The sequence below is a fragment of the Haemophilus parahaemolyticus genome (assembly GCF_018373095.1).
In the GTDB taxonomy this organism is placed as follows: Bacteria; Pseudomonadota; Gammaproteobacteria; order Enterobacterales; family Pasteurellaceae; genus Haemophilus_A; species Haemophilus_A parahaemolyticus_A.
On the sequence record NZ_JAHAHT010000024.1, the window covers coordinates 1 to 21714 of the forward strand.

General features: G+C 39.5%; 19 protein-coding genes, 2 tRNA genes and 1 pseudogene. 14 read left to right on the forward strand and 8 right to left on the reverse strand.

Annotation, left to right across the window (positions count from 1 at the left end):
- On the forward strand, positions 1-418 hold a 418-nt coding region (locus tag KH943_RS04105), incomplete at its 5' end, for a PLP-dependent transferase (protein ID WP_304108013.1).
- A gap of 73 nt (positions 419-491) precedes the next feature.
- Here the strand turns inward: KH943_RS04105 and rraB are convergent.
- Genes rraB through KH943_RS04120 form a run of 3 tightly spaced genes read right to left on the reverse strand, consistent with a single transcriptional unit; the run spans position 492 to position 2013 of the window.
- Positions 492-929, reverse strand: coding sequence for a ribonuclease E inhibitor RraB (gene rraB / locus KH943_RS04110; protein ID WP_304108017.1), 438 nt, complete (start codon positions 927-929; stop codon positions 492-494).
- 10 nt (positions 930-939) lie between these two features.
- Entirely contained in the window at positions 940-1572 is a 633-nt protein-coding gene (yihA, locus tag KH943_RS04115) for a ribosome biogenesis GTP-binding protein YihA/YsxC (RefSeq protein ID WP_304108018.1), read from the reverse strand.
- A gap of 24 nt (positions 1573-1596) precedes the next feature.
- The gene (locus KH943_RS04120; protein ID WP_304108021.1) at positions 1597-2013 is read right to left on the reverse strand and encodes a DUF805 domain-containing protein; all 417 of its coding nucleotides are present in this window, start codon (positions 2011-2013) and stop codon (positions 1597-1599) included.
- 202 nt (positions 2014-2215) lie between these two features.
- On the opposite strand from KH943_RS04120, the gene KH943_RS04125 reads away from it, so the two are divergent.
- Positions 2216-2761: a carboxymuconolactone decarboxylase family protein gene (locus KH943_RS04125; RefSeq protein WP_304108024.1), complete on the forward strand. Its 546-nt coding sequence runs from the start codon at positions 2216-2218 to the stop codon at positions 2759-2761.
- A 230-nt stretch (positions 2762-2991) separates the two neighbouring features.
- On the opposite strand, the gene KH943_RS04130 is transcribed toward KH943_RS04125, so the two are convergent.
- From KH943_RS04130 to exbB, 3 genes are read right to left on the reverse strand one after another with little or no spacing between them, the layout of a single operon-like run.
- The gene (locus KH943_RS04130; protein ID WP_304108026.1) at positions 2992-3870 is read right to left on the reverse strand and encodes an energy transducer TonB family protein; all 879 of its coding nucleotides are present in this window, start codon (positions 3868-3870) and stop codon (positions 2992-2994) included.
- A gap of 5 nt (positions 3871-3875) precedes the next feature.
- Positions 3876-4262: a TonB system transport protein ExbD gene (gene exbD / locus KH943_RS04135; RefSeq protein ID WP_304108029.1), complete on the reverse strand. Its 387-nt coding sequence runs from the start codon at positions 4260-4262 to the stop codon at positions 3876-3878.
- Between the two features lie 30 nt (positions 4263-4292).
- Positions 4293-4742 carry a TonB-system energizer ExbB gene (exbB, locus tag KH943_RS04140; RefSeq protein WP_304108031.1) on the reverse strand — a complete coding sequence of 150 codons (450 nt, stop codon included), beginning with the start codon at positions 4740-4742 and terminating at the stop codon, positions 4293-4295.
- Positions 4743-4888: 146 nt separating this feature from the next.
- Between exbB and glpE the strand changes: the two genes are divergently transcribed.
- From glpE to kdsB, 4 genes are all read left to right on the forward strand, one after another.
- Entirely contained in the window at positions 4889-5212 is a 324-nt protein-coding gene (gene glpE / locus KH943_RS04145; protein WP_304108034.1) for a thiosulfate sulfurtransferase GlpE, read from the forward strand.
- Between the two features lie 48 nt (positions 5213-5260).
- A complete protein-coding gene (locus tag KH943_RS04150; protein ID WP_304108037.1) occupies positions 5261-6106 on the forward strand; it encodes a co-chaperone YbbN in 846 nt (281 codons plus the stop codon).
- Positions 6107-6182: 76 nt separating this feature from the next.
- Complete coding sequence (trxB, locus tag KH943_RS04155; RefSeq protein ID WP_304108040.1) at positions 6183-7136, forward strand: thioredoxin-disulfide reductase; 954 nt, start codon at positions 6183-6185, stop codon at positions 7134-7136.
- Positions 7137-7139: 3 nt separating this feature from the next.
- Positions 7140-7898 carry a 3-deoxy-manno-octulosonate cytidylyltransferase gene (kdsB, locus tag KH943_RS04160; RefSeq protein ID WP_304108043.1) on the forward strand — a complete coding sequence of 253 codons (759 nt, stop codon included), beginning with the start codon at positions 7140-7142 and terminating at the stop codon, positions 7896-7898.
- Between the two features lie 86 nt (positions 7899-7984).
- Here kdsB and lon read toward each other — a convergent pair whose 3' ends face one another.
- Positions 7985-10387 (reverse strand): endopeptidase La, encoded by a 2403-nt coding sequence (gene lon / locus KH943_RS04165; RefSeq protein ID WP_304108045.1) that lies wholly within the window; start codon positions 10385-10387, stop codon positions 7985-7987.
- A gap of 298 nt (positions 10388-10685) precedes the next feature.
- Here lon and KH943_RS04170 point away from each other — a divergent pair.
- From KH943_RS04170 to KH943_RS04180, 3 genes and pseudogenes are all read left to right on the forward strand, one after another.
- Positions 10686-10761 (forward strand) — tRNA-Gly (locus tag KH943_RS04170).
- A 15-nt stretch (positions 10762-10776) separates the two neighbouring features.
- Positions 10777-10850 (forward strand) — tRNA-Cys (locus KH943_RS04175).
- Between the two features lie 169 nt (positions 10851-11019).
- Positions 11020-11178 (forward strand): annotated as a pseudogene (locus KH943_RS04180) (integrase); the annotation flags it as partial.
- Positions 11179-11934: 756 nt separating this feature from the next.
- Here KH943_RS04180 and fabB read toward each other — a convergent pair.
- Positions 11935-13152 (reverse strand): beta-ketoacyl-ACP synthase I, encoded by a 1218-nt coding sequence (fabB, locus tag KH943_RS04185; protein ID WP_304108048.1) that lies wholly within the window; start codon positions 13150-13152, stop codon positions 11935-11937.
- Positions 13153-13402: 250 nt separating this feature from the next.
- Between fabB and KH943_RS04190 the strand changes: the two genes are divergently transcribed.
- The 5 genes from KH943_RS04190 to KH943_RS04210 all read left to right on the forward strand — a co-directional run bounded on the left by KH943_RS04190 (position 13403) and on the right by KH943_RS04210 (position 21527).
- Entirely contained in the window at positions 13403-15913 is a 2511-nt protein-coding gene (locus KH943_RS04190) for a class I adenylate cyclase (protein WP_438359818.1), read from the forward strand.
- A 104-nt stretch (positions 15914-16017) separates the two neighbouring features.
- Complete coding sequence (locus tag KH943_RS04195) at positions 16018-17232, forward strand: aromatic amino acid transport family protein (protein ID WP_304108051.1); 1215 nt, start codon at positions 16018-16020, stop codon at positions 17230-17232.
- A gap of 189 nt (positions 17233-17421) precedes the next feature.
- Entirely contained in the window at positions 17422-18906 is a 1485-nt protein-coding gene (locus KH943_RS04200) for a surface lipoprotein assembly modifier (RefSeq protein WP_304108054.1), read from the forward strand.
- 93 nt (positions 18907-18999) lie between these two features.
- On the forward strand, positions 19000-20835 hold the full coding sequence (gene ilvD / locus KH943_RS04205; protein WP_304108055.1) for a dihydroxy-acid dehydratase: 1836 nt from the start codon (positions 19000-19002) through the stop codon (positions 20833-20835).
- Positions 20836-20963: 128 nt separating this feature from the next.
- Positions 20964-21527 carry an NAD(P)H nitroreductase gene (locus tag KH943_RS04210; RefSeq protein ID WP_304108057.1) on the forward strand — a complete coding sequence of 188 codons (564 nt, stop codon included), beginning with the start codon at positions 20964-20966 and terminating at the stop codon, positions 21525-21527.
- Positions 21528-21714 lie beyond the last annotated feature (187 nt).

Consider the following 21714-nt stretch of genomic DNA (forward strand, 5'->3'; position numbering starts at 1 on the left):
ACGCACTTTAGGTATTCGTTTAAAAGAGCACGGGGAACGCTCACTTCATGTAGCAGAATGGTTAGCTCAACGCCCTGAAGTAAAAGCGGTGTTCCATCCTTCATTGCCAAGCTGCCCTGGTCACGAATTTTTCAAGCGTGATTTTAGCGGTGCAAGCGGTCTCTTTTCGTTCGAACTTCACCAAAAACTAAGCGATGAGCAATTAGCTAATTTCCTTGATCATTTTGAACTCTTTACGATGGCATATTCTTGGGGAGGTTTTGAATCACTTATTTTGGCAAATCAGCCATCTGAAATTGCTCGTATTCGCCCAAATATTGAGCGGAAGTTAACAGGAACGCTTATTCGTATTCACGTAGGATTGGAAGCTGTCGAAGATTTAATTATCGACTTAGAAAAAGGGTTTGGACGTTTATAAGTTGATCGCGTATGTTTTTCGCCCCTACTTCTACATTTACAGAGGGGCGATTCAAATATTCATTGAGCATCAATTAATGACGCACAATTTCTTCTTCATCAAAGTCAAAATCTTCATCGTGCTCTTCAAAAAACTCACCATCGTTGCCGTATTCATCATCCTCACCATTCGGATCTTCAAAATACGTGCCCCAACCTTCATATTCAGCCCCTGCTTTTTCAATCAATGGGAGCAATTCTTTTTGCTGGGCGGTAATTAAATCCGCATTTAAGTTGATTTCACTCACAATATCACACACGAAGAAAACGTTGCCATCTTCTTCCACCTCTTCCGCTTCTGAAATTTCATAGCCAAGTTTGTAAGCATCCACCACCAATTTTTCGAGCTTATCAAAATCGTGGTGAGCCACGTGGTGTTCAATAATATACAGTGCTTCAGGATCTGAACCATCAGCTAATAAGTTTTCGATAATTTCGTCAGTTTCTTGGCGTAATTCGGTTAAGTTGTACATTTCAGTTCTCCTATTCTGCTGCTGAAAGTTCAAATGCTGGTGCGAACCAGCGGTCTAATTTACTTGATAATTTGTCAATGCCGATACGTTTTAATGCGGAGTAAGCTTCCACTTGCACATCCCCTTGGAAAGGTAAAATCGCTTCACGCACCATTTTTACCGTTTTGCTACGTTCTGATTGACTGAGTTTATCCGCTTTGGTAAGTAGTAATAACACAGGTAGCTCTGCCGAAACTGCCCATTCGATCATCTGTTGGTCTAAATCTTTAAGCGGATGGCGAATATCCATCAAAATAACCACACCACGCAAACATTCACGTTTTTGTAAATATTCGCCCAATGCTTTTTGCCATTGAATTTTTATCTGTTCAGGCACTGCTGCGTAGCCATAACCAGGCAAATCAACTAATTTGCAATTTGGTTCTACTTCAAAAAGGTTAATAAGTTGAGTTCGCCCCGGCGTTTTTGAAGTGCGAGCCAAGTTTTTTTGACTGGTTAATGCGTTAAGTGAGGTCGATTTCCCTGCGTTTGAACGCCCTGCAAAAGCGATTTCAATGCCACTATCTTCGGGTAAATGGCGAATATCGGGGGCTGAGGTTAAAAATTTGGTTTTGTGATAATTTAATTTAATTTGTTCGATCATAATTTCTGTTTCTAATGTCAAAAGTTATTTTAATTTCAACGATAATCCTTGCTCACCATATTGGTTGGCTTGCGGGAAACTGGCAAAAAAGCCCCATTCTAAAAAGACAATCGTGCCAATCAACATCGGCATCAACAAACCAAGCAACCACGCATTAGTTTCACCTGCAAGTGGGGCAATGAAGTAGCAAATCATTGGCACAACTAAAATAAAGACGTGTTTACCAGAGCGATTTCTGTCATGTAAGCGTTTCACGGCAATGGAAAGTATACTATACAAACTTCCCCCTAGCGGAAAAAGCATTATCGGGTTAAAAGCGGTTGAATGGGTAAAAAAATTTACCACAATAAATAAAAAAGCAAAGTTGATGCCAATTCCTGCCCAAAAACCTTGCCGATTTAAACGCCCTTTAAAGCTAAATAAAAGTTGGAGTAAGCTCATTTTATTCCTATCTATTTCTCCGCTTTCAACTAGAAATACAAGCGGTCAAATTTTTAAACTTTTTTACAAAGTGTTTATTATATCTCAATCAGCCTTTATTTATAACTTTTTCATCTATTACGTGCTTTTTACTTCTTTTTCTTTTAGGAAAAATCTTTATATTATCCATATCAATAAAAACAACATTATTTGAGGAAAAATTATGTCACAGTTTCAAATCCATACTATCGAAACCGCTCCTGAAGCTGCAAAAGAAGCACTAATCGCAGTGAAAAATGCCAATGGTTTTATTCCTAATTTAATCGGCGTGTTAGCCAATGCACCAACAGCATTAGAAACCTATCGTACCGTAGGCGGAATCAACGGTCGTAACAGCTTAACCGCAACTGAGCGTGAAGTAGTACAAATTACCGCTGCAGTGGTAAATGGTTGTGGTTTCTGTGTAGCAGGACATACCAAAATTGCATTAAAAGTGTTGAAATTAGAAGAAGAATTGGTAAATCAAATCCGTGCAACTGCTCGCATTGAAAGCGATAGTAAATTAGATACTTTAGCTCGCTTTACACTTGCAGTGATTTTACAAAAAGCAAAATTAACCGAAGCACAATTAAACGCATTCTTTGCAGCAGGCTATACTCAAGAACAAGCCATTGATGTAGTATTAGGTGTAAGCCTCGCAACACTTTGTAACTATGTGAATAATCTAGCTGAAACACCAATTAATCCAGAATTGCAAGCTTTTGCATAAGCTAATAAGATGAGACCTTTTGAGTGAGTATAACGGCAGAATTTTCTGCCGTTTTTCATTTATAATACAGCTCGTAAAATTCTAGTAGCAGCAACCAAAATCATCACCGTAGGGAAAAGAAAAAATCGCATCATAACGAAAAAAGAGATTGCCGATTGAGAAATAATAAGCGGAGAGATTCGGCAAATGTTTTGCAAAATTTTACCGCTTGATAATAATGAAGATGATGGTTACTCAATCGAAAATTTCACTGGTACTGTCACGTGGTTTGGGAAACCAGCGGGTGGTGGTGATATTTTCGTGGATTGAGCAGCTTTTACCGCAGCGGCATCTAAGTTACTATTACCTGATGAGCTAACCACGCTCACATTTATTAATTGCCCAGCAGGAGAAATAGTAAAACTAAGTGTTACCGTACCCATTTTTCGCATCATTCGTTCACGTGTTGGATAAGCATTATTTGCTTGGCGTTGTAAAGCACGCTGTAAAGCTGATTTATAAGCATTAATTTCCGTACCAGACCCTGCTGAGCCATTACCCGTACCATTGCCATTACCTTTTGCCACATTACCATTTTCTGAGCCTTTGGCAGAGCCTATATTGTCTTTACCATTTTGACTACCATTCACAGCACCTTCTTTAGGTGTTGAGCTTTGTGGAATATTCGGTTGTTCTTTTGCGATAATGCCTTGCTTAACTTCTTTGCCTTTTTCCAATGCTTTGATTGGTTTTTCTACTTTTTTCGGCTTTTCTTTTGGCGGTTCTTTTGGTTTAGGTGGCTCTTTAGGTTTCTCTTTTTTAACCACTTTTTTAATAGGTTCGGGTTCCACTGTTGGTTCAGGTTTAGGTTCTTCTATTTTTTCCTCGGTCTTTTCTTCAGGCTTTGCCTCTTGCTCTTTCACTGTTTCATCGATATCTGGTCCAACAGCCACTTGTGGCTGTTCAGCTACGCCAGCCAGCATTTCCATTGAAATGCTGCTGACTTCTTGCATATCATCAATCTGATCGCTAAGAACCGTTTGTTTGGCTGCAAACAAGATAATACCGACAATCGTGGCGTGAAAGGAGATAGAACCAACCAAACCGATGCGAGAATTTCGTTTATTCATATCGCCTACTTGCCGTTATCCTTACGGGTCATAATTGCAACGTTTTTAATTTCGCTAGCAGCTAATAAATCAGTAAGCTCCACAAATTTATCAAAACGTACCGCACCATCGACTTTTAGCGTTACTTTTTGATCTTTTGCCCAAGTACCGATTTCATTCTTAAGCTGAGCGATATCTACAGGCTGATCGTTAAAGAAAAACTGGTTCTCAGCAGTAATCGTAACCAATTTCGATAAATCATCTGCTTTTACGGCTTGCGTGGTGCTTGCTTTCGGTACATTAACCTTAATTTTTCCTTGTGAGATAAATGAGGCGGTAACTAACACGATAGCTAGTAATACCAACATAATATCAATGAAAGGAATGATGTTAATTTCATCAAATTTTTTCATGGTAAACCTCGTAAATTTTTTGACCGCTTGTTAAGCCACTTTACGAGCGTGCAATGCTTGCCATTTTAATTTGTTTTCGTCCACTTTACGGTTGAAACCGCTGTAGAACATCATCGCAGGAATTGCAACTAAAATACCTGCAGCTGTTGCTTTTAATGCAAGTGATAAATGCACCATAATTGAAGCAGCATCAATGTCGCCACCCGAGTGACCAAGTTCGTAGAAGGTGAGCAAAATACCGATTACTGTACCTAATAAGCCAATATATGGTGCGTTAGCACCGATGGTTGAAATAGTAGTTAGATTAGTTGTGAGGTCAATTTCGAGTTCTTCTTGGGTTTGGTAGTTTTTTACATTAAGACTTTTGTAAAACATAATGCGTTCGATGATTTTCCAAACCAGCACAACACTCATCAGCGATAATAGACCTAAAATAATGTAGTCGATGTAGTGTTGTAGAAATTGAAATAGTTGATCCATAGGTTCCTCAATCGAAAGGGATTTTGTTGCAGTTGAAAATGGTTCTTAATTATACGCAACATTTTCGGAAATTCAACTTGAAATAATAGGAACTTTTATCCTCATTTTGTGGTATATTTCGACAATTTTTATTTCAAGAGACTAATATGGAAACCTTTACTGAAATTACGCCAGAACAGGCGTTTGAATTAGTTGAAAATGAAGGCGGTACGCTTTGCGATATTCGCGATGCTCGCCGTTATACTTATAGTCACGCTCAAGATGCGTTTCATTTAACCAATGAAAGTTATGGACGTTTGCTTGATGAAGTTGATTATGACGAGCCATTGATTATTATGTGTTATCATGGTGTGAGTAGCCGCAATACGGCACAGTTTTTAGTTGAGCAAGGCTTTGAGCAAGTCTATAGCGTAAAAGGTGGCTTTGATGGCTGGGTAAATGCAGGCTTGCCTATTGAAACGGTATATTAATACCCTAATATGTTGAGCATTCTTCAACAAACAGCAAAAGTAAATTTTATGGACTACATCATTAACGTAAACGAAAGTAATTTTAACGAAGTTTGGGCTGCTGCCTCTCAAATGCCTGTGGTGTTTAACTTTATTTCATCGCGTGAAGTGGTATCTATTGAGATGGATTCGCTTCTTCGCCGTCTTGCAGATGAGCATCCTAAGCAATTTTTATTGGCAACGGTGAATTGCGATGAGCAGCGTGAGTTGGCAATGCACTTTCGTATTCAAGCCATTCCAACGATGTATCTGTTTGCCGATGGGCAGCCTGTCGATATGATTCAAGGTGCGGTAAGTGAGCAAGAGTTACGCATTCGTTTAGCTAATATTTTGCCAAAAGAGCAAGATTCAAAATTCAATCAAGCCTTAGAATTATTACAAGATGAGCGTTATGCGGAAGCCTTGCCCCTCCTAAAATCAGCGTGGGAATTATCGGATAAGAAAAACAGCGATTTCGCCTTGCTTTATGCTGAAACTTACATCGTGATGAAAAAAGTAGAAGAGGCAAAAGAGATCTTAAAAGCGATTCCTATTCAAGATAGAGATAGCCGTTGGCAAGGATTACAGTCGCAAATTGAGTTATTAGAACAAGCGGCAGAATCGCCAGAGTTACAACAACTTCAAGCCGATTATGCAAGCAATAAAACGCCTGAAGTTGCGATTAAACTGGCGAACCAATTGCATCAAGCGGGCAAAAATGAAGAAGCATTAACATTATTGTTTGATTGGTTGAAAGCTGATCTTTCGGTTGCTAATGGCGAATTAAAAACGCAATTTTTAGCGATTTTATCTGCATTAGGTAATGATCCGATTGTACCAAAATTTAGACGACAGCTTTATTCGTTGCTTTATTAAGCATTTATTATATCAATTTATTTGTAAGGGTTAATTGTATTAGCCCCAGAAATCAAACAGACTTTAAGGATAAAAAATGACAACTAAACATACCAAATTATTGATTTTAGGCTCAGGTCCTGCGGGCTATACCGCTGCAGTTTATGCTGCTCGTGCGAATTTAAACCCCGTATTAGTGACAGGGATGCAACAAGGCGGACAGCTTACCACCACCGATGAAATCGAAAACTGGCCTGGTGAGTACGAACATACCACGGGCACAGGCTTAATGGATAAAATGCTCAAACACGCGGAAAAATTTAACACTGAAATCGTGTTTGACCATATTCACACCGTTGATCTTTCTAAACGTCCATTTACTCTGCAAGGCGACATTCATACCTTCACTTGTGATGCATTAATTATTGCAACAGGTGCGTCAGCCAAATATCTTGGCTTACCTTCAGAAGAGGCTTTCAAAGGCAGAGGCGTTTCTGCTTGTGCAACTTGTGATGGTTTCTTCTATCGCAACAAACCTGTGGCGGTGATTGGTGGCGGTAATACCGCAGTGGAAGAAGCACTATATTTAGCCAATATCGCTAGTGAAGTGCATTTAGTTCATCGCCGTGATAGCTTCCGTGCTGAAAAAATCTTGCTTGGTCGTTTAGCAAAACGTGTAGAAGAGGGAAAAATTATTCTACATACCGATCGTGCCGTGCAAGAAGTATTAGGTGATAATGCAGGCGTAACAGGTGTGCAATTAGTTTCGACTAAAGATGGTTCAATCAAAGAGATTAACATTGATGGCTTCTTTGTGGCAATTGGTCACGCACCAAATACAGCGATTTTTGAAGGACAGTTAGAACTTGATAATGGATACATCAAAGTAAAATCAGGTTTAGAAGGTAATGCTACCGCGACTTCTGTGGAAGGGGTTTTTGCAGCAGGTGATGTGATGGATCACAACTACCGCCAAGCTATTACTTCTGCGGGCACAGGCTGTATGGCTGCCCTTGATGCAGAACGTTTCTTGGATGCTCAAGAAGGATAAAAAATGAGCTTTACCGTTATTATTCCTGCCCGCTATGCCTCTAGTCGCTTACCTCGCAAGCCACTAGCAGACATTGCTGGTAAACCAATGATCCAACACGTGTGGGAAAAAGCCCAACAAGCAGGTGCAAATCGAGTCATTATTGCAACTGATCACGAAGAGATCGAACAAGTGGCAAAAACATTTGGTGCAGAAGTCTGTATGACATCAACTGAGCATAATTCAGGCACTGAACGCTTGGCAGAAGTGATTGAAAAAATGGCGATTGCTGACGATGAAATCATTGTAAATGTGCAAGGTGATGAGCCTCTTATTCCGCCTGTTATTATTCAACAAATTGCTCAAAACCTAGCAGAAAACCAAGTCAATATGGCAACTCTTGCGGTGAAATTAGAGACCAAAGAAGAGTTATTTAATCCAAACTGCGTAAAAGTAGTAACCGATCAAAAAGGAATGGCACTTTATTTCTCACGTGCCACCATTCCATTTGCTCGTGATTATTTCGCAGATTGTAATGACGCTTTTGTCTCAAGCCAGCCATATCTGCGTCATATTGGCATCTATGCTTATCGAGCAAAATTTGTGAACCAATATATCCGCTGGCAACCTACAGTGCTAGAAAAATTGGAATCGTTAGAGCAACTTCGAGCGTTATGGTATGGTGAAAAAATTCATGTAGAACTTGCAAAAGAAGCACCGCAAGTGGGTGTGGATACGCTTGAGGATTTGGAAAGAGTCCGAGCAATTTTGACCGCTTGTTAGAAAAAACTTGTAGCATGTGCATAAAAAATCCTCCAATATCAGTTGATATTGGAGGATTTTGTTCTATATTCTTGTTATTTTAGAGATTATTGAATCGCTTTCGCTCTCGTTGTTTTCTTCACCTTCACCGCTTTGCTTGGTACAATTTCAATGCCAAGCGGTGGGTTTTCAAGGGCGATAGCCAACACCTCGTCAATGGTTTCCACGGGGTGAATAGAAAGTGCCGCTTTTGCATTCTCTGGAATCTCTTCCAAGTCTTTTTCGTTCTCTTTTGGAATGATCACGGTAGTAATGCCTCCACGATGTGCGGCTAAAAGTTTCTCTTTTAAACCACCGATTGGTAACACTTTACCACGCAAGCTGATTTCACCTGTCATTGCCACTTCTTTACGCACAGGGTTTCCTGTGAGACTCGAAATTAACGCAGTACACATTGCAATACCTGCACTCGGACCATCTTTCGGCGTTGCACCATCTGGAACATGAACATGAATATCGCGTTTTTCGTAGAAGTCATCTGCAATGCCGAGTTTATCAGCACGTGCACGCACAACCATCATCGCCGCTTGGATAGACTCTTTCATCACGTCACCTAAAGAGCCAGTGTAAGAGAATTTACCTTTACCTGGTACAGAAGCGGTTTCAATGGTAAGCAAATCTCCTCCTACTTCTGTCCACGCCAAACCGGTTACCTCACCTACGCGGTTTTGATTATCCATTTTGCCGTAATCAAAACGTTTCACACCTAGATAATCGGTAATGTTATCTTCATTGACAGTAATAGATTTTAATTTTTTATCCAACACTAACGCTTTTACTGCTTTACGGCAAATTTTGGCAATTTCACGCTCAAGGTTACGCACACCCGCTTCACGGGTATAGTAGCGAATAATACTCATAATCGCCCCATCTTCGATAACCAATTCACCTTTTTTCAAGCCGTTATTTTCTTGCTGTTTCGCAATTAAATGCTCACGAGCAATGTGTAATTTTTCATCTTCGGTATAACCTGAAAGACGAATCACCTCCATACGGTCAAGCAACGCTGGCGGAATATTCATTGAGTTTGAGGTTGCCACAAACATCACATCAGACAAATCGTAATCCACTTCTAAATAGTGGTCGTTAAACGCTTTGTTTTGCTCTGGATCTAACACTTCTAATAATGCCGAAGCAGGATCGCCACGCATATCTTGTGCCATTTTGTCTATTTCATCAAGCAAGAAGAGTGGATTTTTCACGCCTACTTTTGCCATTTTCATCATCAACGAGCCTGGCATTGAACCGATGTAAGTACGACGATGCCCGCGAATTTCTGCTTCATCTCGTACACCACCTAACGCCATACGCACATATTTACGCCCTGTGGCATTCGCAATTGATTGACCAAGCGAAGTTTTCCCTACCCCTGGTGGACCGACCAAGCAGAGAATAGGACCTTTGAGCTTGTTCAAACGGCTTTGTACCGCAAGGTATTCCACAATGCGTTCTTTCACACGCTCTAAGCCGTAGTGATCTTTATCTAAAATCTCTTGTGCTTTGGCTAAGTCTTTTTTCACAGCTGATTTTTTGTGCCACGGCATTTGTAAAATCCAGTCGATATAACCACGGATCACCGCCGCTTCAGAAGAACTTTGTGGCATCACTTTGAGCTTTTTGAATTCCGCTTCCGTTTTTTCCAACACATCCGCAGGTAATTTCGCTTCATTAATTTTTGCTTTCAGTTTATCTAATTCGCTCTGCTCAACATCTTCATTATTGCCGAGCTCTTTTTGGATCGCTTTGATTTGCTCATTTAGATAGTAATCGCGCTGATTTTTTTCCATCTGCTCTTTCACGCGAGCTCTAATGCGGCTATCCATTTGCATCGAATCAAGCTCAGTTGCCATTGCAATCAACAAAGCTTCGAAACGTTTGAGTAAGCTAACCTCTTCTAAGAGCTCTTGTTTTTTCGCAACAGGCGTTAAAAGATTGGCTGAAATCGTATCCACTAAGCGTTCTTGATCGCTGATTTTCTGCAATTTAACTAAAATCTCAGTAGGAATTTTTTTGTTATTTTTAACGTAATTTTCGAATTCAACAAAGGTAGTTTTTGCAAGTGCATTTAGCTCTTCAGATTCGGCAGTATCTGTTGTGTCAATCACACTTAATTCTGCCCAAAAACCAGATTCATCATCGTGAGCTTTCTCAATTTTGGCCCGAGTCTGACCTTCCACCAACACTTTCACCGTACCATCTGGCAGATTTAACATTTGGATAATATTAGCAGTTACACCAATGTTATAAATATCGTCTAATGCCGGATTTTCATTTTGCGGATCTTTTTGGGTAACAAGAAACAGTTGCTTGTTTGCATCCATCGCAGCACGTAGTGCAAGCACCGACTTTTCACGTCCAACGAATAATGGCATTACCATATTCGGGAACACCACTACATCACGCAGTGGCAAAAGTGGCAATGCAATAGTTTTCTTTTTTCTTGGTGCCATAAATTTGCTCTCTCTTTGACTTAAAAATAAGTCTCCATTATGGGGCTTAAAAATGGAAAAACAAGGGAATTTTACGACTTTATTGAGTAAGCATCATTTTTATTTAAATTACAGTCTGTCATAGACTTGTTTTACACTATATTTTAGTTGTTTAAATAAAAGTTTTCCGTTTTGTTAATGGATTTTCGAACTTTTTTTAGGCAATTAAATATAAAATAAGGATAAAATGAATTTTTTATTTGACTTCATTTTGATAATCCGTAAAATGCTCCTCGTTGTTTAGTACAACGCTCCAAGTGCGGGAATAGCTCAGTTGGTAGAGCACGACCTTGCCAAGGTCGGGGTCGCGAGTTCGAGCCTCGTTTCCCGCTCCATTTTTCTTATCTTACGGCGTGTTAGCAAAGCGGTTATGCACTGGATTGCAAATCCATGTAGCTCGGTTCGACTCCGGGACACGCCTCCATCATTTTTATTCTCAAACACTCAATCTAGAAAAAACGCTAGGAAAATTAATAGCTTTCTGATTTACTCCGATCAGCTTTGATCGCCCTAGCCTGTTTAAACCTCTAACAAATGGCGTATCAAATGGTAGTATGAAAAATACTGTTTGTAATGCTAGGAGAAATTGAGCAATGCCAATTATTATCAAGCCTTTAACGATAACAGAAATTAAAAATGCACCCCCCGAAAACAGCCCATTACGCGATGGTGAAGGGCTTACTTTATTCATGACACCAACATCTAAAAGATGGCGATTAGACTACAAACGCCCGATTACCAAAAAACGTACCTTTCTGACTATAGCTCCATACCCGCAAATTTCGCTTAAAGAAACGAGAGAATTATTGAATATGCGCAGGAATATAAGGTACCTAATTGGGGCAGGTATTTGAGAATACTAAACGAATTGTAGTGAATACTTCAGCGAGTTATTCGGGAGGATATGAAGATAATATGGTCTTTAAATTCTAAGAAGCTGTAACATTATTTCACTATATGAAAAAAACGAGATGAATAATTTATCTCGCTTTTTTGTTGCGGTTATGTTACTCGGGTTAATCTCTTCAATCGTCTTATAACTAGATTTATCAATAAGTAATTGAGCTGCCGTTACAAGTGTAGATTAGTTAAATCCCTCGTTCAAGTTTAAGTTGTAAAAAAGCCTTTTGAAGGTCATCAAAAGACTGGAATAATGCACGGTAAAATGCCGTTAAATTCGATTTTTGCCGAAATTGCATCAAATTGTATGAAAGAACCAAGATGGTAACGTTGATAAAGCTCGCTATCCTTTCCATCTCTCGTCCTTTTGTACCTTAATGTAAATTTATAATACGTTCAATACCAGAGACTGTTTTAACCAGTTCGGTAACAGCTAATCGCACTATCTTTCAATCCTTAGTCTTACGGCTAGGGATTTTTTGTGTCTAATTTTAAAACAAGGGGCATAATAAATGACTCTACCTTATATGCTTTTACTATACCTACAAAAAATTAGCCGCTTGTAGAATAGATCATACAAGCGGTTGATTTTTTATTAGGACTTAACTTTAACCCTGATATTTCTGGAACACCAAACAAGCATTCGTACCGCCAAAACCGAAGCTGTTTGACATTACAGTTGTTAATGCTTTATCTTGTCGTTCAGTTACGATGTTTAAACCTTGAGCTTGTTCATCTAAAGTTTCAATGTTGATGCTTGGTGCGATGAAATCGTTATCTAGCATCAATAATGAGTAGATCGCTTCGTGTGCACCTGCGGCACCTAATGAATGCCCTGTCATTGATTTGGTTGATGAAATTGCGGGTGTTTTTTCGCCAAATACGTTTTTGATTGCACCTAACTCTTTCACGTCACCCACTGGTGTTGATGTACCATGTACGTTGATGTATTCAATTTCACCGTTTACGGTCGCCATCGCTTGCTTCATACAACGCTCAGCACCTTCACCACTTGGGGCAACCATATCGTAACCGTCTGAAGTTGCACCGTAGCCCACGATTTCTGCATAAATTTTCGCACCACGAGCAAGAGCGTGTTCCAATTCTTCAACAACAACCACTGCACCGCCACCAGCGATAACGAAACCATCACGGTTTGCATCATAAGCACGGCTTGCTTTGGTTGGAATGTCGTTATATTTAGTTGAAACTGCACCCATTGCGTCGAATTCAGTTGCACATTCCCAAGAAAGTTCTTCCGCACCACCTGCGAAAACCACATCTTGTTTGCCTAATTGGATTAATTCCATTGCGTGACCAATACAGTGTGCTGAAGTTGCACAAGCTGAGCTGATTGAGTAGTTTACACCACGGATTTTGTAAGGAGTTGCTAAGCAAGCAGAAGCACTTGATGCCATGGTTTTAGTTACCGCATAAGGACCAATCGCTTTTACACCACGTGGACCGCGCACCGCATCACATGCCATTAATTGGCTATGACCAGAACCCGTACCAGAACCAATTACTAAACCTGTTCGGTCATTTGAAACTTGTTCTTCGGTTAAGCCAGCATCTGCAATAGCTTCTTTCATAGAAAGGTAAGCATAAGCAGCCGCATCGCCCATGAAACGATATATTTTACGGTCAATTAATTCCGCAGGATTTAATTTTACCGTACCCGCAACTTGGCTACGCATTCCTACTTCTGCAAATTCAGGCACGAATTCAATCCCCGATTTACCTTCTTTTAATGAAGCTAACACTTCTTCTTTGTTGTTACCGATACTAGAAATAATACCTAAACCTGTAATAACGACTCTTTTCATCTTTTATCCTTTAAGTGCTTGGAAATATAATAAATCGTTCAAACTTTCAACAAAATTGTATAAAAGTCAGAAAAACTTGCTTATTTTACACAATTTTATGCTTTCTCTGAACCACTTTAGAGAATTGATTATGTGATCCGAGCTGTTCTTTGGGCAGAATCAATCTTCTTGCTGGAAGTAATAGCCTTTGTCTTTACTTTTTTGCTTAAACTGCTAGAGTGATACAAAATTTAATAGAAAGGACTCTAAGGTGAAAAGTCTAACATCAATAGCTCTCAATTCGATTCATATGCGTTCTATTGATCGTGATCTTTCCTCTCATACTGATGTGCAACTTGCCAAAGCGATTATAAAAGTGAATGCATTGGATCAATATCGCATTCGTCGAGCGTTGGCTTCAAATGATGCTCATTTCAAGCACGTTTTTTATCTTATCCCATTATTATTACATTATAACCTGCCTGAATTGCCGGCTTATGTAGAGAATGCTCCGCACGGTATTTATCAATTTTCCTTTAATCATTACCAACAACGTTTTTTTGACACGCTTATTCCTGAAGAGAAAAAAACAACGGTGATGCATTGTGCCTTTGATGGCATTTATTCAATGGGAAGTACTGGCTCAATTGTGCAAACGACTAAATCTGATCTGGATTTATGGATTTGTCATAATGATGAGATGAGCAGTGAAGATTATCAACTTATCAAGCAAAAACTCGCTAAATTAACTCAATGGGCAAAAGGATTAGGCATCGAAGTTAATTTCTATTTGATGAACCCTGAACGCTTTAAAGCAAATCATTACAACTACGGTGTAAGCGAAGAACACAGCGGTTCAGCACAACATTTTTTCTTGCTTGATGAATTTTATCGTTCAGCGGTTCGCTTGGCAGGTAAGCGCCTACTTTGGCTGCATTTATCAGATAATGCCTATAAAAAAGTGATTAAATCGAAAAAAATAGATCTCAATGAATGGATTGATTTTGGCGATTTTTCCTCACTTTCTACGTCCGAATTTTTTGGTGCGAGTTTATGGCAGCTCTACAAAGGAATTGAAAGTCCTTACAAGTCAGCAATCAAAATTTTGTTGTTGGAAAGCTATGCCCAAACCTACCCAGAAACGAAGCTTATTTCAAAACAATTTAAGCAAAAATTATTGAGCAACAAAACGGAGTATTATCATTTCGATCCTTATTTGGCAATGCTTGAGCAAGTGACAGATTACCTTAAAAATCGTAAAGAATTATCAAGATTAGACCGCTTGCGTCAATGTTTTTACCTTAAAGCCAAAGAAGGAAAAGTGCTCTACAACTGGCGTGAGCGTGAGTTGCAATCTTTAATTGCTGATTGGGGCTGGACTGATGAAGAAATAGCGTTACTTAATTCTCGTCCAAAATGGAAAATGAAACAGGCAATTGTGCAAGATAAAATGCTCGTCGAACAACTCTTACAAAGTTATCGAAATTTAATCAATTTTGCCAACAAATTCCATATCAATCCAAGCATAATGACGAACGATACCGACATTTTAATGCGCAAGCTTTATTCGGTTTTTGAAATACTGCCTGGCAAAGTAACTTTACTCAATCCACATATTACGCCTGATTTATCGGAACAAAATATTACTTTTATTGAAGCCCAAGACAGTTCGGCAATGAAAGCGGGTTGGTATTTGATTAATCAATCACCAAAAAGTGCTTACGACTCCTCACAGCGCTTTGTGCAATACAACAAAAATTTACACAAACTGGTGGCGTGGGCATATTTCAATGGCATGATTACCGTGAGCACCAAATTACACGTGGTTAGCCAACACGTTGATTTACATAAACTACGTCAATTTATTACCGATCTACGGCTCTTTTTCCCTGTTTCTGCACCGAAAATCAGTGAAAATGAGTTATTGCACCCTAATGAAATTCGTAGCCTTATTTTAGCGATAAATCTCACAAATGATCCAACACAACACTTTGCTGATATTCACCGTGATTTCCATTCCAGCGACTTATTTAGCTTTAATTCTTTTGAGCAAAATCTAGTGGGCAGTGTGAGCATTATCTACCGCAATATGTGGAATGAAATCCGCACTCAGCATTTTGAGGGAGAACAGGCGGTTTTAAATGCATTGAAATTGCTTTCGAATAAAATCTACCGAGATTCCGCCCCCCCACAATCGGTTAATGTGTTCTGTTATAGCAAACAGTTCCGAAGCGAATTACGGGAAACTATTGCCGATCTTGTACATCGCTGTATTTCAGTACAAACAGGATCGATTTACACTAATGCATTTAATACGGTGAAAGTTGCGGGCAGAACATGGCAGCTGGTGTTTAGCGATAAAAATGTGAAAATTAAACCCGTAGCAGAACAAGCGGTCGAAAAAGTGAAACGTCTTACTACATTGAGCCACTTAAGCAAAAAAGGTGAAAATCAAGTGGTGTCTTACCCAAGTGAAATCAATGATTTTGCCAGCGAAGGCTTCTTACAATTCTTCTTTGAAGATGGTAAAAATGGCTGTTTTAACGTCTATATCTTAGACGAAAACAACCATATTGAAAGCTACACTAGTTGTAGTGCGACAAAAGAGGAAAAGATTCGCGAAATCAACCGCTTGTATGCTGAACAATATCTTGAAAATGACCAAAATAGTATTTTCAACTACCCACAATTTTATCAATTGCTGGAAATTGGTAATGAAATAACTATTGTCCCTTTCCAAAGTAAGCAGCATTGTGAGTTTATCTCACAAAATTGTAAATAAAAAATTACACCATAAAAATATTTTTACTTTTTAGTAAAAAAGAGTAGCAAAATCTCTATTTTTCGCTACAATCAAACCGTTCATTTTTATTGACAGGTGATTGTATGAAAAATAAAACACTCGGAAGCACACTGATTGTCGCAGGAACGACAATCGGGGCTGGAATGTTGGCAATGCCTTTAACTTCAGCGGGCATTGGCTTTAGTTTTACGGTGGTTCTTCTCGTCTCTTTATGGCTTCTACTCTGCTTTACTGCATTGCTATTTGTAGAAGCGTATCAAACTGTTGACAGTGATGCTGGCTTGGGCACATTGGCAGAAAAATATTACGGCACATTTGGGCGTGTGGTTTCCACTGCGGTATTGATCATCTTCCTTTACGCGATTTTATCCGCTTATGTTTCAGGCGGTAGTTCAATTTTAGGTGGATTGTTGCCAACCATTGTTGATGCAGAAACTACCACTAAAATTGCGGGAGTGATTTTCACTGTGGTATTCGGTAGTTTTATTGTAGTAGGTACAACTAGTGTGGATGCCGTAAATCGCATCATTTTTGCAACTAAAATCTTGGCTTTTATCTTAGTATTAGGGCTATTATTGCCGAAAGTGACCGTAGATCATTTATTAGCAACGCCAATCAATAATGCTCTATTGATTTCTGCAATGCCAATTTTCTTTACCTCATTTGGTTTCCACGGTTCCATCCCAAGCCTAAACAAATACCTTGAAGGCAATGTAAAAGCGTTGCGAATTTCGATTGTAGTGGGAACTGCAATTCCGCTTATCGCTTATATTTTATGGCAATTAGCGACACACGGTGTTTTAAGTCAAACGGAATTTATGGAAATTTTAGAACGTGATCCAACCTTAAATGGCTTGGCAGAAGCTGCCCACCATATTACAGGTAGCTCAATTGTTGGTATTGTCGTTCGTCTTTTCTCTGCACTAGCTTTAATCACTTCATTCTTAGGCGTTGCATTAGGTTTATTTGAAGCCTTAGAAGATTTGCTCAAACGTGTAAATATCAGTGCAGGGCGTAAAAGTTTAGGCTTGCTGACTTTCTTACCACCTATGTTATTTGCATTTTTCTACCCGCAAGGTTTTATTACCGCATTAGGCTATGCTGGGCAAATGTTTGCGTTCTACGCTGTTGTGTTACCAATTGCGATGGTATGGCGTTTACGCAGCCAAAATGCAAACTTGGCATACCGCGTAAAAGGTGGCAAAGCCTCACTGATTATTGCATTAGTGATTGGTATATTTATCGTAATTGTGCCATTTTTAATCCAACAAGGTTTATTGCCACAAGTCGTCGGTTAGAGATATTTCTTAAGCGGTTGATTTTGTAAAGAAATTTGCAAAATTGACCGCTTATGTATTTAAATACCTCTGCTTAAAAACAAATCAATTTAATGATACTGGCTTGCATTTTCTCTTTTTTCTTCTATGATAATTCTGCTTTTACTGGCTATTAGACTCTCTTATAATTATCCATTTTGACCAATCACTATGCAAAAATTCACTCTTTTTTTAGCCGTTTATTTTCCTACCTTAGTATTAGCAAATACATCAATTACGGCAGAACAAGCTCGAAACATTCGTCAAGAGCAGATTAAAACTGAAATTGAACTACAACTTAATGTGGCAAAACCAGAACAAACAGCAAAAACTTTACCCGCTTTAAGTGAGAAGCAGGCTCATCCCATTAAAATTACCCGTGAACAATTGGAACAAAATCCTCACTTAACTCACCAATTACTTTCACAAGCAATTTATTCACGTAATCCTGATTTAATTGCCAAATTACTTGAAGTATATCGAACCCTCCCACAGCAAGACCCTATAATGGTACTTTTTGCCGAAGGAAAAATAGCTTTTCTTACTGAAAATTATGTTAAGGCAATTAGTAAATATCGTGAAATTTTGTCTCAAAATCCAAATTTAAACCCCGTGAGAATTGAGCTTGCTATGGCATTATTCAATCAAAAACAAGATAGTGCAGCTAAAGATCAATTTGAAAAGGCTCAAACCGCAAGTGATTTACCACCTCAAGCGAATGCGTTAATCAATGCTTATTTAGATGTTCTCAAAGAGCGTGATAGTTGGAATATTGATTTTTCTTTCAATTATTTGCGTGATACTAACGTAAATAATACGGGGAGTGGGCAACAAGTCGTGTTAGAAAATGGCGGAGTGCTTACTCGTTCTGAACAAATGTTACCACAAACAGCTCATGGTTTAGCTTATTCTTTTGATGTTTTGCGTGATTTTAACCTCTGGGGTTCAAGCTATCTCGCGGTTGGCAATGAATTCTGGGGAAAAAGTTATTGGGATAATCATGACTATGATGATTTATTTAACCGCTCTTATATTGGGTATGCTTACAAAACAGCGAAACAGAATTTTCGTATTAAGCCATTCTATGAAAAACGTTGGTATGGTGGAGAAAGTTATCGTTGGTCAAACGGGGCTCGTATTGAGTTTTCTCGTTGGTTAAACTCAAACTGGCAAATCTCTACTGCTGGAGAATTTGCAAAACAACGTTATTTTGATAGTACAGTCCAAAATGGTAACAATAAGCTGATCTCAGCAACCCTTGTATGGGCAAGAACACCTAATCAGTTCTTCTTTTGGGGAAGCGATTTTAGTAATGAACGTACACAAATTCTCCAATACAGTTCAGATAGTAAGAGTATACGTTTAGGGTGGGGACAAGAGTGGAGCTGGGGAGTATCCTCACGTTTAACTCTCTCTACAATGAAACGAGATTATAAAGATATTGCGAAATTAGGTAACATTAATTTATTTTCATTCGGTAAAAAACGTGCAGATAAAATTTATGGTGTGAATTTAACTCTTTGGAAGCGTGATTGGCATCTGATGGGTATTACTCCAAAACTGCAATTCTCGTGGCGTAAACAAAATAGTAACATTCCAGAAATGTATTCTTATACTCAAAAAAATGTAAATATGGTGTTTGAAAAAACATTCTAGATTCTAGGGAGCGGTTTGCTCCCTTTCTTTATTTCAAGTAGAATAAACCCCTTTTATTTTGACAGACACAACAGATAAAAATTTGGAGAGATTATGCCTAAATTACGTTCAGCGACCAGTACACAAGGTCGTAATATGGCGGGTGCACGTGCATTATGGCGTGCAACAGGAATGAAAGAAAATGACTTCGGCAAACCAATTATTGCCGTGGTAAATTCATTTACTCAGTTCGTACCAGGTCACGTACATTTAAAAGATATGGGGCAGTTGGTTGCTGCTGAAATTGAAAAAGCAGGTGGAGTTGCAAAAGAATTTAACACTATTGCGGTGGATGATGGTATCGCGATGGGACACGGTGGTATGCTTTATTCGCTTCCAAGCCGTGATTTAATTGCAGATTCTGTGGAATATATGGTGAACGCACACTGTGCGGATGCGATGGTGTGTATTTCTAACTGCGACAAAATCACTCCAGGGATGTTAATGGCGGCAATGCGTTTAAACATTCCAACCATCTTCGTTTCAGGTGGCCCAATGGAAGCGGGTAAAACTAAGCTTTCTGATCAACTGATCCGCTTAGATTTGGTTGATGCGATGATTGAAGCAGCTGATCCAAATGTTTCAGATGAACGTATTGATGCGATTGAGCGTTCTGCTTGTCCAACTTGTGGCTCTTGCTCGGGTATGTTTACCGCAAACTCAATGAACTGCTTAACAGAAGCATTAGGTTTAAGCTTACCAGGTAATGGCTCTATGCTTGCTACCCATGCAGACCGTAAAGAGTTGTTCTTAAAAGCGGGACGTCAAATCGTTGAATTATGCAAACGCTACTACGAACAAGACGACGAAAGCGTATTGCCACGTTCAATCGGTACTTTTGATGCTTTTGAAAATGCGATGAGCTTAGACATCGCAATGGGCGGTTCAAGTAATACCGTGTTACACTTACTCGCCGCCGCACAAGAAGCAGGCGTGGACTTCAAAATGGAAGACATCGACCGCTTATCTCGCAAAGTACCTTGCTTGAGTAAAATCGCGCCGAATACCAACAAATACCATATGGAAGATGTTCACCGTGCCGGCGGTATTATGGGCTTATTAGGCGAGTTAGACCGTGCGGGCTTAATCCACAAAAACACCCACACCGTATTAGGCTTAACCATGGGTGATCAGCTTGACCAATACGACATTATTCGCAACCAAGACGAAGAGTTACACCAATTCTTCCGTGCTGGTCCTGCGGGTATTCGCACCACTCAAGCATTCTCACAAGATTGCCGTTGGGACACGGTAGATAACGACCGCGTAAACGGTTGTATCCGCAACAAAGAAAACGCGATTTCACAAGAAGGCGGCTTGGCGGTGTTATTTGGTAATATTGCAGAAGACGGCTGTATCGTAAAAACTGCAGGCGTGGATGAATCGATCTGGAAATTCACTGGTAAAGCGATTGTATTTGAAAGCCAAGAAGATGCTGTTGCAGGTATTTTAGGTGGCAAAGTAAAAGAAGGTCATGTGGTGATCATCCGTTATGAAGGTCCGAAAGGCGGGCCAGGTATGCAAGAGATGCTTTACCCAACCAGCTACTTAAAATCAATGGGCTTAGGTAAAAAATGTGCACTTTTAACAGATGGACGTTTCTCTGGCGGCACATCGGGTTTATCTATTGGACACGCTTCCCCAGAAGCGGCTTCAGGTGGAGCAATCGGTTTAGTTCGCGATGGCGATATTATCAACATCGACATTCCAAACCGTGCCATCAATCTTGCAGTAAGCGATGAAGAACTTGCCACACGTCGTGCAGAGCAAGACGCAAAAGGTTGGGCACCAGCAAACCGCCAACGTGAAGTCTCTTTTGCACTGAAAGTTTACGGACATTTCGCCACTTCAGCCGATAAAGGCGCGGTACGTGATAAAACGAAAATTTAATTAAGCTAACCGAAAGGCTGATGGGAAATCTGTCAGCCTTTTTAGTAGGCTGTGTGAATGCAATTCACGCACCTTTTTTTACCGCTTGTGCGTGAGCCGATGGTTCACATACTTTACTGTGAGGAATTATGGATATTTTAGATTTACTTCATCATCGTCGTTCAAGTAAACAATTTGGCAATGTTGCACCGAATACAGAACAGCTTAATGCGATTTTAAAAGCAGCTTTGCGAGCACCAGATCACGGGCGAATGAAACCTTATCATTTTGTGGTGATTCAAAAAAGTGGTATGCCGAAATTTCACGAATGCTTAAAATCAGCAGTCCTTGAATTTGAAATGGATGAAAAAAATGCTGCCAAAGCCGATAAATTGGCAAATCAAGCTCCAATGGTCATTGGCGTGGTGGCAAAATTAGATCACGAATCAGTGAAAGTGCCCATTTGGGAGCAAATTGTTTGTGCGGGTTGCGCCACTTATGCGATGCAATTAGCAGCGAACGCTCAAGGTTTTGATACTGTTTGGATTACAAAAAAATGGGTGGAAAGCACAGCTATTCGCGAAGCATTTGGTTGTACGGAAACGGATAAAGTGATTGGCTTGCTAATGATCGGTTCACCTAAAGATAGCGAAGAAATTGCTTCCGCTCGCGATGCAGAAGATCCAACCGATTTTGTGCATTTTATCCGCTAATAGAATTGGTGTTAAAAGAGGCATAGTTTTGACAAAACAGTAATCATTTTATCTACTATACTTTTATTAAATATAAAACAAATTCTATAAATTTAGTATGGATTTGAAATAATCACCAACCCGTGTTATTATATCCATACTTTTGGAAACAATCCTCTCAATTCCTACTGAGCGTTTCCTTCAAAAT

What these genes read in the sequence shown, in the direction of transcription:
- rraB (WP_304108017.1), bottom strand. Translation starts at nt 929, where the DNA reads ATGTACAACTTAACCGAATTACGCCAAGAAACTGACGAAATTATCGAA.
- yihA (WP_304108018.1), bottom strand. Translation starts at nt 1,572, where the DNA reads ATGATCGAACAAATTAAATTAAATTATCACAAAACCAAATTTTTAACC.
- KH943_RS04120 (WP_304108021.1), bottom strand. Translation starts at nt 2,013, where the DNA reads ATGAGCTTACTCCAACTTTTATTTAGCTTTAAAGGGCGTTTAAATCGG.
- KH943_RS04125 (WP_304108024.1), top strand. Translation starts at nt 2,216, where the DNA reads ATGTCACAGTTTCAAATCCATACTATCGAAACCGCTCCTGAAGCTGCA.
- KH943_RS04130 (WP_304108026.1), bottom strand. Translation starts at nt 3,870, where the DNA reads ATGAATAAACGAAATTCTCGCATCGGTTTGGTTGGTTCTATCTCCTTT.
- exbD (WP_304108029.1), bottom strand. Translation starts at nt 4,262, where the DNA reads ATGAAAAAATTTGATGAAATTAACATCATTCCTTTCATTGATATTATG.
- exbB (WP_304108031.1), bottom strand. Translation starts at nt 4,742, where the DNA reads ATGGATCAACTATTTCAATTTCTACAACACTACATCGACTACATTATT.
- glpE (WP_304108034.1), top strand. Translation starts at nt 4,889, where the DNA reads ATGGAAACCTTTACTGAAATTACGCCAGAACAGGCGTTTGAATTAGTT.
- KH943_RS04150 (WP_304108037.1), top strand. Translation starts at nt 5,261, where the DNA reads ATGGACTACATCATTAACGTAAACGAAAGTAATTTTAACGAAGTTTGG.
- trxB (WP_304108040.1), top strand. Translation starts at nt 6,183, where the DNA reads ATGACAACTAAACATACCAAATTATTGATTTTAGGCTCAGGTCCTGCG.
- kdsB (WP_304108043.1), top strand. Translation starts at nt 7,140, where the DNA reads ATGAGCTTTACCGTTATTATTCCTGCCCGCTATGCCTCTAGTCGCTTA.
- lon (WP_304108045.1), bottom strand. Translation starts at nt 10,387, where the DNA reads ATGGCACCAAGAAAAAAGAAAACTATTGCATTGCCACTTTTGCCACTG.
- fabB (WP_304108048.1), bottom strand. Translation starts at nt 13,152, where the DNA reads ATGAAAAGAGTCGTTATTACAGGTTTAGGTATTATTTCTAGTATCGGT.
- KH943_RS04195 (WP_304108051.1), top strand. Translation starts at nt 16,018, where the DNA reads ATGAAAAATAAAACACTCGGAAGCACACTGATTGTCGCAGGAACGACA.
- KH943_RS04200 (WP_304108054.1), top strand. Translation starts at nt 17,422, where the DNA reads ATGCAAAAATTCACTCTTTTTTTAGCCGTTTATTTTCCTACCTTAGTA.
- ilvD (WP_304108055.1), top strand. Translation starts at nt 19,000, where the DNA reads ATGCCTAAATTACGTTCAGCGACCAGTACACAAGGTCGTAATATGGCG.
- KH943_RS04210 (WP_304108057.1), top strand. Translation starts at nt 20,964, where the DNA reads ATGGATATTTTAGATTTACTTCATCATCGTCGTTCAAGTAAACAATTT.